At 60.6% G+C, this 11,667-nt stretch carries 11 protein-coding genes and 2 pseudogenes; all 13 read left to right on the forward strand.

Annotated elements, in window-relative coordinates; all coding sequences use genetic code 11:
* Window positions 1-43: 43 nt before the first annotated feature.
* The gene (nifE, locus tag NKH52_RS02880; RefSeq protein WP_352657347.1) at window positions 44-1,534 is read left to right on the forward strand and encodes a nitrogenase iron-molybdenum cofactor biosynthesis protein NifE; all 1,491 of its coding nucleotides are present in this window, start codon (window positions 44-46) and stop codon (window positions 1,532-1,534) included.
* Between the two features lie 8 nt (window positions 1,535-1,542).
* Complete coding sequence (gene nifN / locus NKH52_RS02885; RefSeq protein WP_352657350.1) at window positions 1,543-2,925, forward strand: nitrogenase iron-molybdenum cofactor biosynthesis protein NifN; 1,383 nt, start codon at window positions 1,543-1,545, stop codon at window positions 2,923-2,925.
* Complete coding sequence (gene nifX / locus NKH52_RS02890) at window positions 2,891-3,388, forward strand: nitrogen fixation protein NifX (protein WP_352657353.1); 498 nt, start codon at window positions 2,891-2,893, stop codon at window positions 3,386-3,388. Before nifN ends, nifX begins: the two co-directional genes overlap by 35 nt.
* Window positions 3,389-3,405: 17 nt before the next feature.
* On the forward strand, window positions 3,406-3,885 hold the full coding sequence (locus NKH52_RS02895) for a NifX-associated nitrogen fixation protein (protein WP_352657355.1): 480 nt from the start codon (window positions 3,406-3,408) through the stop codon (window positions 3,883-3,885).
* Window positions 3,886-3,912: 27 nt separating this feature from the next.
* Window positions 3,913-4,698, forward strand: coding sequence for a response regulator transcription factor (locus NKH52_RS02900; protein ID WP_352657357.1), 786 nt, complete (start codon window positions 3,913-3,915; stop codon window positions 4,696-4,698).
* A gap of 379 nt (window positions 4,699-5,077) precedes the next feature.
* The gene (locus NKH52_RS02905; RefSeq protein WP_352657360.1) at window positions 5,078-5,632 is read left to right on the forward strand and encodes a putative universal stress family protein; all 555 of its coding nucleotides are present in this window, start codon (window positions 5,078-5,080) and stop codon (window positions 5,630-5,632) included.
* 732 nt (window positions 5,633-6,364) lie between these two features.
* A complete protein-coding gene (locus tag NKH52_RS02910; protein ID WP_352657362.1) occupies window positions 6,365-6,523 on the forward strand; it encodes a FixH family protein in 159 nt (52 codons plus the stop codon).
* Window positions 6,524-6,987: 464 nt separating this feature from the next.
* The gene (locus NKH52_RS02915) at window positions 6,988-8,157 is read left to right on the forward strand and encodes a TlpA family protein disulfide reductase (RefSeq protein ID WP_352657365.1); all 1,170 of its coding nucleotides are present in this window, start codon (window positions 6,988-6,990) and stop codon (window positions 8,155-8,157) included.
* A gap of 558 nt (window positions 8,158-8,715) precedes the next feature.
* Window positions 8,716-8,961: pseudogene (locus NKH52_RS02920) on the forward strand (DUF269 domain-containing protein).
* A 25-nt stretch (window positions 8,962-8,986) separates the two neighbouring features.
* Window positions 8,987-9,190 carry a CCE_0567 family metalloprotein gene (locus NKH52_RS02925; RefSeq protein ID WP_352657368.1) on the forward strand — a complete coding sequence of 68 codons (204 nt, stop codon included), beginning with the start codon at window positions 8,987-8,989 and terminating at the stop codon, window positions 9,188-9,190.
* Window positions 9,187-9,504: a ferredoxin III, nif-specific gene (gene fdxB / locus NKH52_RS02930; RefSeq protein ID WP_352657371.1), complete on the forward strand. Its 318-nt coding sequence runs from the start codon at window positions 9,187-9,189 to the stop codon at window positions 9,502-9,504. The genes NKH52_RS02925 and fdxB overlap by 4 nt, the downstream gene beginning before the upstream one ends.
* Window positions 9,505-9,545: 41 nt before the next feature.
* Window positions 9,546-9,854, forward strand: coding sequence for an exopolysaccharide production repressor protein (locus NKH52_RS02935; protein ID WP_352657390.1), 309 nt, complete (start codon window positions 9,546-9,548; stop codon window positions 9,852-9,854).
* A gap of 714 nt (window positions 9,855-10,568) precedes the next feature.
* Window positions 10,569-11,294, forward strand: a pseudogene (locus NKH52_RS02940) (DDE-type integrase/transposase/recombinase); the annotation flags it as partial.
* Window positions 11,295-11,667 lie beyond the last annotated feature (373 nt).

Here is an 11,667-nt window from a genome sequence, read left to right on the forward strand (position 1 = left end):
CTTTGGCCGATCGTCTTCCCGAGGGACTTTGGAGACCGACGCAATGTCCTCGCTCAGAGCCAAAATCCAGGATGTCTTCAATGAGCCCGCCTGCGAGCAGAACCGCGACAAGGTTGCCAAGGCGCGCAAAAAGGGCTGTTCGAAGCCACTGACCCCCGGAGCGGCGGCCGGTGGCTGTGCCTTTGATGGCGCCAAGATCGTACTGCAGCCGATCACCGACGTCGCACACCTGGTCCATGGGCCGCTCGCCTGCGAGGGCAATTCCTGGGACAACCGCGGTGCGGCTTCGTCCGGGCCAACGCTGTGGCGCACAAGCTTCACGACCGACCTCACCGAACTCAATGTTGTGATGGGGCAGGGCGAGCGGAAGCTCTTCAAAGCGATCCGCGAGATCAAGGAAGCGTATGGGCCGCCGGCGATCTTCGTCTATTCGACCTGCGTGACGGCGCTGATCGGCGACGACATCGAGGCCGTGTGCAGGCGCGCGGCGGAAAAGTTCGGCTTGGCCGTTGTGCCGGTCAATGCGCCGGGCTTCGTCGGCTCCAAGAATCTCGGCAACAAGCTTGCCGGCGAGGCGTTGCTCGAGCATGTCATCGGCACGGCCGAGCCCGAGGATGCCGGCCCTTACGACATCAACATTCTTGGCGAATTCAACCTCGCTGGCGAATTCTGGCTGGTGAAGCCGCTCCTTGATCGGCTCGGGATCCGGGTGCGCGCCTGCATTCCGGGCGACGCGCGTTACCTCGACGTTGCTTCCGCGCACCGCGCCCGGGCGGCTATGATGGTGTGCTCGACCGCGCTCATCAATCTCGCCCGCAAGATGGAGCAGCGCTGGGACGTCCCGTTTTTCGAGGGCTCCTTCTACGGCATCACCGACACCTCGGAAGCGCTCCGACAGATCTCTCAGCTGCTCGTGAAGAAGGGTGCCGATCCGGAGATCCTCGGCCGCACCGAGGCATTGATTGCAGAAGAGGAGGCGATCGCCTGGAAGAAGCTCGCGGCCTACCGGCCGAGGCTCGAAGGCAAGCGCGTGCTGCTCAACACCGGCGGTGTGAAGTCCTGGTCGGTCGTCCATGCGCTGATGGAGATCGGCATCGAGATCGTTGGCACCTCTGTCAAGAAGTCGACCGTCGAAGACAAGGAGCGCATCAAGCAGATCCTCAAGGACGACAACCACATGTTCGAGCAGATGGCGCCGCGCGAGCTTTACGCCATGCTCTCAGAACACAAGGCCGATATCATGCTGTCGGGCGGGCGCACGCAGTTCATCGCGCTGAAAGCCAAGACACCCTGGCTCGATATCAACCAGGAGCGCCAACATCCTTACGCCGGCTATGACGGCATGGTTGAACTCGTACGCCAGATCGACCTCGCCATTCATAACCCGATCTGGCACCAGGTGCGGGAGCCGGCACCATGGGATTGCCAGCCTGCGGTGAGGGAGGAACTGCCGCGCACGAAAAGCGAGACCGCGACCTTGCGTGTTGTCCAGGAATTCGCCGGCACGATGGCCGGCAATTTCGGCGAGTGTTGAGGAAGCCAATGGGCCGGATCCTTCCCCAGACCAAAGCGGCGGCGGTCAATCCGCTGAAGTCATCGCAGCCATTGGGTGCCGCCTTGGCCTTTCTTGGCGTCGACGGCGCGATGCCGTTGTTCCACGGCAGCCAGGGGTGCACCAGCTTCGCGCTCGTGCTCTTGGTGCGACATTTCAAGGAAGCCATCCCCTTGCAGACGACGGCGATGGACGAGGTGGCGACGATCCTCGGCGGGGCAGACCATCTGGAAGAGGCGATCCTCAATCTCAAGGCCCGCACAAAGCCAACGCTGATCGGGGTCTGCACCACGGCGCTGGTGGAAACCCGGGGTGAAGACTGCGCAGGCGATATCGCCAATATCAGGCTGAAGCGCAGGGAAGAACTCGCGGGTACGGAGGTGGTGCTGGCCAACACACCGGATTTCGATGGCGCGATCGAAGAGGGCTGGGCCAAGGCTGTCACCGCGATGATCGAAAGGATTACGCGGCCCGGCGAGCAGGCGCGGCAGTCGAAGAAGATCGTGATCCTGCCTGGCTGGAACCTCACTGTGGCTGATATCGAGCATTTGCGTGAGATGGTTGAAAGCTTTGGACTGAAGCCGGTGATTCTGCCGGACGTCTCCGGCTCGCTCGACGGTACGGTGCCCGACGGGTGGGTCACGACCACCTATGGCGGCACCAGCGTCGAGGATATCCGCGAGCTTGGCATGGCTGTGCAATGCGTCGCGATCGGGGAGCATATGCGCCGCCCGGCCGAGCTGCTGCAGAGGTTGACCGGCGTGCCTTACGTGCTGTTCCGGTCGCTGACTGGATTGAAGGACGCCGACCGGTTCGTCTCGCTGCTATCCGCAGTTTCGGGCGCGGCAGCGCCGGTTGGGGTGCGCCGTCGCCGGGCGCAGTTGCAGGACGCGTTGCTCGACGGACATTTCCGCTTTGGAGGCAAGAAAATTGCGATCGCTGCTGAACCAGACCAACTCTACCAACTCGCGAGCTTCTTCATCGGAATGGGCTCCGAAATCGCGGCGGCGGTCACAACGGCCGCTATGTCGAAAATTCTGGAGGAAGTACCGGCGCAGTCGGTTCAAATTGGCGATCTCGGCGATTTGGAAGCTCTTGGCGCCGGCGCTGATCTTTTCGTTACTCATTCCCACGGCCGCCAGGCGGCGCAGCGCCTCGGCATTCCGCTCATGCGGGTCGGCTTCCCGATCTTCGACCGGCTCGGGGCCCAGCACAAGCTCACAATCCTCTACCAGGGGACCCGCGACCTGATCTTCGAGGTTGCCAACATTTTCGAAGCCAACCGGCACGCGCCGACGCCTGAGGCGCTTGATCCACTCCGTAAGCGAGAAATCCCAGATGAGCTCCGTTCGTCGCCTCTCGCTCGTCACTGACGAGGTTCGCGCACCGGCGCCGAAACGCCAAGCCGGCGCATTGCGCGTGGCAATCGCCACGCAGGACATGAAGAACCTCAACGCCCATTTCGGGTCGGCCAGGCGCTTTGCTGTCTACGACGTGATGCGCGAGGAGTGGAATCTCGTCGAAGCCGTGGCCTTCGACGACGTTTCCGACGAGAGCGGGAAGCGCCGAACTGAGGGCGATGACCGCATCACCCCGAAGGTGGAGGCGCTGAAGGGCTGTCATCTGCTGTTTTGTCTGGCGATCGGCGGACCTTCGGCAGCCAAACTTGTTTCCGCAAAGATTCATCCGATCAAAGTGCCGCAGCCCCAGACCATCCAAGAGGTGCTGTTGCGCACGCAGATGATGCTCAGAACGTGTCCTCCCCCTTGGCTGCGCAAGGTGCTGGCGCAGGCAGGTGTCGCCGGACAGAAACCCTCCTTCGAGGACGAGGACTGAAATGAGGAGTGAGCGAAATGTCTGATGCCGAGGTTAGCCCTGCCGCCACCGAGGACGAGGCGGCCCTTGCCACCCCGTTCGTCAAATGCCTCGTGCGGCTGATCCGTGCCAATGATTCCCACGGGTCATGGGAAGGCAAATCGGACGCCGAGTTGCTGGGCGACTTCATCATCACCAGGGAACAGCGCCGTGCAATTCCAATCATCGGCGATCCCGATCCGGACGTGCTGTGGAGGCTCGATAAGTTCTACACCGCCGTCGGGCTTGCGATTGAGGAGCGCACGGGCCTGATGGCATCGCCGATGATGGAGATGAGCCATGAGGGCTTCGGGCGCGTGCTCTTCACAGCCGGGCGGTTGGTCGTTCTGTCAAAGACCCTGCGCGACGTCCACCGGTTCGGTTTCGAGACGTTCTGGAGGCTCGCCGCGGCCGGTACCAAACTGGCCGGCGATGCCACCGCAGCCATTGAGGCTCATCCCGAGGTGGCGCGGGCGTGATGCAACCGACTTTCGATCGAGGGGATCATGTCAGGTCTTGAGGACATGCGGTGGCCAGCCCTCTCAATTGAGGCGGTCCGGGCCGATATGGTTCTTGGGGTAGCGCTGATGAAGCCAGGGGTACTGATCTGTTCGCAAGATGCGGAGTTGTATCTGTACTACAGCCACATTCTGGGGGTGGATGGCTTCAGGATTGAACTGGCCAGAAGCGTGGAGGAAGCGCTGGCATTAGCCAGTGAACGGGAGCCGCAGGCCGTGGTGCTGGACTGCCAGCCGGCAAGCTCGACAGGGTCTACCATCTGTGCCCAGCTCAAGGCGGAGTTCCGGAACAGAGGCCTGCTGGTTATTGCGCTGATCGCGCCCGGCGCCGAAAACCAGCAGCTCGATCTCTTGAAGGCAGGTATTGACGAGAGCTTTGTGCGGCCCTTCACGCCGGCGATGCTGCTCGACTATCTACGCACGAAGCTGGCGCTACCGAAGCCGGGTTCAAACGGGATCGAAAATGGCAGCTGGCTCTGCTGCGGCAGCCTTGAGATGAAGCTCGATGCCCACCGAGTTCGCGGCAATGGCCACGACATCCACCTCGGACCTCTCGAATTCAACCTGCTGCGGCAATTTCTTGAGGCTCCCGGCAAGGTCTTCAGCCGAGACGAGCTGATCGACGCGGCCTGGCCGGACAATATCCATGTCGGTGAACGCACTGTCGACGTCCATATCAGCCGGATCAGAAAGGCGCTGAAGGCGGCCTCGCCAGGTAGCGTCATTCGTACTGTCAGGTCTGCCGGCTACTCGCTCGAGAAGCTGGACGACTGAATCGCGAACGGATGGTGTGCCACTCTCCGTCTTCGTTGGAAGGCAAGTCTTGCGGTGCGAAACGCGCTACGGGCCCGACATCTCAGGGGGAAGCAGTCAGATGGCCTTCAAGAAAATACTCAGTGTGACGGGAGCTGACCATTCCGATCAGGACGTCGCAATAGCTGCTCGCTTGTGCGCCGAGGTCGGCGCGTATCTTTCCGTACTAATTATATCGCCTCCGCCGCTCCTGATGTCGCCTCCGCTTATTGGGTCCCCTCCGCCGTTGGGCGGTGGCATCCCCGAGTGGTCTAGACATCGCACACACCACATTCCCGCACGGGAACAATTTTCACAGGAGATGGCCAACCTGGAAAAGACATGCAGGGAAATTCACAAAGTGCTGAGAGCCACGTGGCGCTGCTATGATGTCGACACCGAACACTGCGACAAGGCTGGCGTCGGTGACGCGGTGCGACAGCGGGCGCTCTGCACCGACCTGACAATCGTCGGCCCCGCACTTCTCAACGAGACTAGTCTCGGACCCCTTGTTATCAACGGCAGCTTGTTCGACACGGGAAAGCCGGTGCTTGTCGTACCGGAGGGCGCTGAGGCGACTCTGTCTCCACGGCGCGTGCTGGTCGGCTGGGATTCGCGAGTCGAGGCGTCCCGTTCGATTCGAGAAGCGCTGCATCTGCTAGCCGGTGCTGAGGAAGTTCGTGTCGCAGTCGTCGATCCGGAGGCGACCTGCACCGGAAACGGCGCCGAGCCGGGAGCCGACATCGCTGCCTATCTCACTCGGCACGGTGCTCGGGTTTGGGTCGACCGGCTGGCGAGCCGCGGCAAACCGGTGGCCACGGTGCTCGCGCAGCACGCAATCGACACGTCTGCCGACATGATAGTGATGGGCGCTTATGGCAGCCACGGCTGCGCGAGCGGCTCTTCGGTGGCGTAACGAGGTGGATAGTGGGGAAGCCGCCATTGCCGCTGTTTTTGGCTCGCTGACGGGCTTTGAAGCAGACGATGCTGTTCGAAGCTCTACTCCCCTGGGTCAACTATCCTGATGCCAAGTCGGAGAGAAAGGCCGCGGCAAACGCGCAAGTTTCGCGAAGCTCCTCGGAGCCAATCTGCACGCGCCGTCGCCGAGAACATCGCGGACGTCTCGCGTTCGGGGTTCTGCTCGACCGAGATGATCCGTAACGCGGAGACCGACGGCCGGCAGAGGTACAGGCGCTCCTCAATGCAGTCAAAACCGAGGCTTCGCAGGTCGGCGTCAGGTCGAGAAAGAGCGTCGTTTCAGCGCGGCAGGGCGAGTTCGGACCCGTGCAGGGGCCAAGGTACCGACCTTCGAGTCGGAGGGTCGGGCTCTTGCCGGCCTCGGCGCGAACGATGGCATCAATCACGTTGTCATCGCTTGGAAAGGTAGCCGGGTCAGCGGCGAAGGCGGCCGCATCTTCAGCGTTTTCAGTCGGTCCGGTTCGGCCCGACCCGACCCGACCCGCGTGGCGACCGAGCGGCCTTTGGGGTTGGTCAATCCCGACAACGCTCACATTCGAACAAGGTGGTCCCTGTAGCGCCTGAGCACAGCGGAACACAGAAGATAACGAGCCCGCAGAGTTCACCGGCCGGCACACGCCGGTACTCATCCTGGCCTTTTTTCGCCACTATCATCATCGTCAATCTGACGATGGCGGTATTGGCGAGCCGCAGCTGGACCGGCTTCGTCGTGAAGAACTCCTATGTCGCCAGCCAGGAATTCGCAAGGCGCAAGAGGGCAGGGCGCAGGCGGCGCTCGGGATGGAGCGCCTCCCTGCAGTCGCAAATGGCGAGATCCGCTACCGCCTGAAGGACCGGAATGGCAAGACGCTCAAGCCGGTGGCGTGAAGCGGACGATGATGACGGGCCTGACGATAGCCAACGCAGTCATGATGTCCATCGGCCTCGTTCCTCGGCCCGAATGCATATTGAGTCGTGCGGGCCACGCTTTTCTGCCGACGCGAAGCGCATGATGCTTGTCCAAGATCTGACAGCAGCAGAAAACATGTCGGCTTCAATACAACCGGCCATCTTGGCATTTTGAGGTTTTTCTAGCGATTCATGCGCTTACTGCCCGCTGAGCGCGCTGGCACGGCATTTGCTAATTGACCTTTGCGAATTGAGATTCAGCAACACTGAGTCAAGGCTGACTGCACGCAGATGCGCAACACGACCGATGCTCTCCCTTCCTTGAACCCTCGTGCTCCGTCTCAAAGGGGGAACAAGCTCGCGCATAAGGTCACGCGACCTTTGGCAACAGCTTTGGAGAGCGACATGGTGTTGCAGATGGGATCACCGGCTCCTCCAATCAAAGTGGAGGACTGGCTGCGTGGCGAGCCCCTTGCGAACTTCCAGCCCGGCAAAGTCTATATCGTCGAATTTTGGGCAACTTGGTGCGGACCATGTGTGGCGGAGATGCTCCATCTGGTGCAACTGCAGGAGACATACAAGGACAGCGTACTTGATGTCGTCGCAGTGGCCGCCGACGAAGACGCACCAACGGCCGTTGAGGCCCGAACCAAGTTGGACGCATGGTTGACCGAAAAGTGCCCGAATCTGAATTACCGGATTGCGTTCGACTGCACTTGCGAAATGAAGAAGCTTTGGAGGGAACCCAGCTTTTCTGTCGGGATTCCGGCCTCCTTCGTGGTCGACCGAGACGGCTGCATCGCCTTTATCGGTCATCCGAGCAAACTCGATGAGGTTTTGCCGAAAGTGCTCAACGGCAGCTGGCGCATCAGCGATCAAGCGAAAGCCGCCGATACGGAGCGGATCGCCACAAGCGAACCCATGACGCGCCCACAAGCGTTGAAGAAGCCGATCGATGACAGATTCTGGGCGGCGGTGAAGTTAGAAGATTGGAAGACGGCGCTCTGGGCGATCGAAGAAGGCATCGCCTTGATGCCGGACGACATCAATTTCCGTCTGGCTCATGCGCATCTGTTGCTTCACAAAATTCAAGACATGTGGACCGGCTTGCCCGTGATGAGCCAATTGGTTCGCGACGCGATCGGCAAAAACTCTGAGGACTGGATGGTTTCGGCGCTAGACCAACTTTTCCATCCGGCGAATGACCATTCGCGGCTTCCCCCTGCTGAGCGCTTCGCGATGGGCAAGGAGCTGTCCGAACACATCCTGGCGCTGAATCCCCCGCAAGGCGACAGCCCTAAGTTCCGGTCCTATCCCGCGGTCGCCCGGTACTATCACGAGAACGGCAACAATGATCGCGCGATCGAGTTGGTCGAACTGGCACTGACGTCGCTGGACGGTCCGGAGCCTATCCCGGCCGAATTGAAAGAGCAGCATCTGCCGGATTTGCTGCAGGCCCTCGCCACGTACAGGGGTGGGAAGGTTTGTTGCGGCGCACTCTGTGCGGCTCCGCAAAACCATTTCCCGAAGGTGCCAAAGCGCGGTCGGCCGAGGAGGAAAGATAAAAAAGGGTAATTGGTCGAAATGGCTTACTGGGGAATTCGTCCATTTCCCTGGTGCGGCCGCAGCAAGGAGGGTCCATGCAGCACTTGGTCGATCGTCTGCAGCAGGATCGAGGCTCGAATCTTCATGACCTCCGGCCGCATTGCGGCGGAAGTGATGTTCCACGCGAATCAGCGTGGAGGACTTCGCAGTCGAGGAGGTGTTCAAGGTCCGCCACGGGGACATCAATTGCGTGGAATCGGCCGGCCCGAGCCTGGCGTCGGCTGCGCAAGTGCGCCCGAAGTAAGCGTCCCCGAAAACAGACATCGTGCTTCGAGGAAGAGGACTAAAATGAGGAGAAGGCGAAATGTCTGATACCGCGGTCAGCCCGGCTGTCAACGAGGACGAGGCGGAGCTTGCCATGCCTTTTGTCAGATGCCTCATGCGGCTGATCCGTTCTCAGGATGCCTCCGGGTCACGGGAAGGCAAATCGGACGCCGAACTGCTGGGCGACTTCATCATCACAAGAAAACAGCGCCGTGCGATCCGATCATCGGCGATCCCGATCCGGACGTGCTGTGGAGGCTCGATATGTTCTACACGGCCGTCGGGCTTAGGATCAAGGAGCGCTCCGGCCTGATGACATCGCCAACGATGGAGATGAAACTCATGGGGGCTTCGGACGATTGCTTTTCACGGCCGGGCGGTTGATCGCTCTGTCGAGACATCCACCGGTTCGGCTTCGAGACGTTCAGGAAGCTCGCGGAGGCCGGTACGAAACTGGTCGACGATTCGACCGCAGCCACTGAAGCAGGTCCCGGTGTGGCGCCGGCGTGATGAAACCGATTTCGAGGAAGGATTTATGTCAAAGCTAGATGAGATGGGGAAGAAAGTCCGAAAGCTTCAGCTGCGCGCGGCAATTGCCAAGATGAAATTGCGCGACCTTGCAGAGAATCTGTCGGGAAAATGGACGGAGTTAGAGGAAGTTGCCGAGGAAACGTCGGCCGCTTTTGCCGAGTTGGATGGTGCCAAGAGAGCGCTCGCTGCAATGAAGAAGTTACGATGACGAGCACATTCACCACCCGCGACGGCTCCGGATGGGTGCCGGAATATCTCACCGCTATAGATGGCACGACCTGCATCGGCTGCGGCCGCTGTTTCAAGGTCTGCTCGCGCGAGGTCATGCATCTTTACGGCGTCGATGACGCGGGTGAAATCCTCGGCGCCTGCGACGACGAGGATGACGATTTCGATGGCGAGCTCAATCGCATGATCATGGTCGTCGATCATGCCGGCCGCTGCATTGGCTGCGGAGCCTGCGCCCGCGTCTGCCCGAAGAACTGCCAGACCCATGTTGCGGCCGACCAGGTCGCAGCATGATCTGAGGAGACAAAACCAGGAGAACGGCGTTGTCCTTTAGAATGTTTTGTCGCGTCCTGGGGCTGGTGCTGTGCAGCACCGCACTGACTGTCTACTTCGCTTCTCATTCCATCGGCACAGTAGTCGTCACGACGCTGGCTTGTTCGCTGCTCCTTCAGTTGGCCTATTTCGGTAGCGTGCTCTTTCTGATCTGGCGATCGGGTTTCGCTCGTGAAGCTGGGCAAAGGCCTGAGCATTTCGGCAGTTGCGAGGACGTTGGATGCCAATCGCCAGACCATTATGAGGTGACGAGTGACTCGGCAGATTCGCTCCAAAATCAAATGCTAGCTATATCGCTGCTGCTCCCTTGAGGCGCGGCCGTGACAAGATCAGAGCTCGGATTCCCGCCACTTTCGATGAACCACGGACATTGGGCTGATCGTTGAAGAATAGGTGTGCTTGACATGGGCAGAGGTGACCGCATTCCGGTCGTTCTAATCTCGGGAGATGCAGTTTTCGCTTCCATAGGCATCGGTAGCCTATCACAGCACGTCGGCATGCGCTTGGTCTCGATGTCGAACGAGGCGCTGGAAATAATGGTGGACCTTTCTGGGCCATCGGAGAACGCAGCTGACCTCAAATCAAACACGCCCTGACTCGTGCAAGCTAACCCGTCTTATGCACGACGATGGGGCTTTGACACTGGCGGATGTAGCTTAAGCGATTGATTTGGCGTAGGATTCGGTTGCTTAGGCCAACCCTTCCACCGCATCTCGCGAGCCACACCCGCCATGACCGAGGATACGTTGCTGCCGCTGTCCTTAGCGAAATCGCCGATCGCATGAATGGGAGAGATGGCTTTCTGCTTTGTAGGATGTGCGAATATGCCCATCCAACGGCGTCCGAATGCTGATTGGAGGTCGGCGAACCGCCTGAAAGCGGGGCCGGAGCGAATGTCGATCCTCTTGAGACTGCATCAGGCGGGCCGCCTCCTTCTGCCTCGCGTGAACCCGGTCGATGGAGTCTAGTTGTTTGATCCCTGGCTTTAATGGTGCGATCTTTTCCACGGAATGGAAGGAGGCACTATGGGTCAGGTTCTACACGGCCGCGCCACGACGACGGAGGCGATCCGTCGAGCAATACAAAATAGTCAAGAAAGCCTGAAGAAGCTCGCCAAGCGCTATGGCATCGATCCCAAGACGGTCGCGAAGTGGCGCAACCGGACCTCGACCGCCGATCGTCCGACCGGCCCCAGAGAGCCGCACTCGACGGTGCTGTCGCTCGAAGAGGAAGCCGCCATCGTCGCCTTTCGCAAACATACGTTGCTGCCGCTCGATGATTGTCTCTATGCCCTTCAGCCGACGATCCCGCATCTGACGCGCTCGTCATTGCATCGTTGCCTTCAGCGCCACGGCATTTCGCGGTTACCGCAGACGGGCGCCGACAAGCCGGCCAGGCAGAAGTTCAAGGCCTATCCGATCGGCTATTTCCACATCGATATCGCCGAGGTGCAGACCGCCGAGGGCAAGCTGCGCCTGTTCGTTGCCATCGATCGGACGTCCAAGTTCGCTTATGCGCAACTGCACGCGACCGCGGACAAGATGACGATGGTTCAGTTCCTTCGGGATCTGATCGCAGCTGTGCCCTATGTCATCCATACCATTCTGACCGACAACGGCATCCAGTTCACCAATCGCAGCTGCGACCGCCATGCCCCCAGGCATGTCTTCGACAACGTCTGCACCGACCATGGCATCGAGCACCGGCTCACCAAGATCAATCATCCATGGACCACTGATGTGATCGACAAGAGCTTTTTGATCGGATTTGCGATATTCTCCTGTTGCGCATGGGTGACCGCGTGGCGAAGAGCAGGGTCCGAGGTGAGAGCCCTGCCGCGCAGCCTCTACAGTCGCTTCTCATTTGCGGCGCCCGTGCGCGCCCTCTTCGGACCTCGTGGGTTCCAGCCGGAGACAAAGCGGGCATAGGCGGTTTCGGCCTGTTCCACCCAGCGCCTCTCCTCGTCCCGGTGACTCTTGATGTTGTAGGCGTGGGGGGGGGGCCGTTGGGCGGGGGCCGCCGGGGAGCGGGGGGCGGGGTTGAACAGACGGCGCCGTCTTGGGTGGCGGGGGGGGCGGGCCCCGCCGGGGGCCGGCGCCGCGGGGCACAACAGGCACGGAGACG

Origin of the sequence: Mesorhizobium sp. M1066 (assembly GCF_040318635.1) — a bacterium.
In the GTDB taxonomy this organism is placed as follows: Bacteria; Pseudomonadota; Alphaproteobacteria; order Rhizobiales; family Rhizobiaceae; genus Mesorhizobium.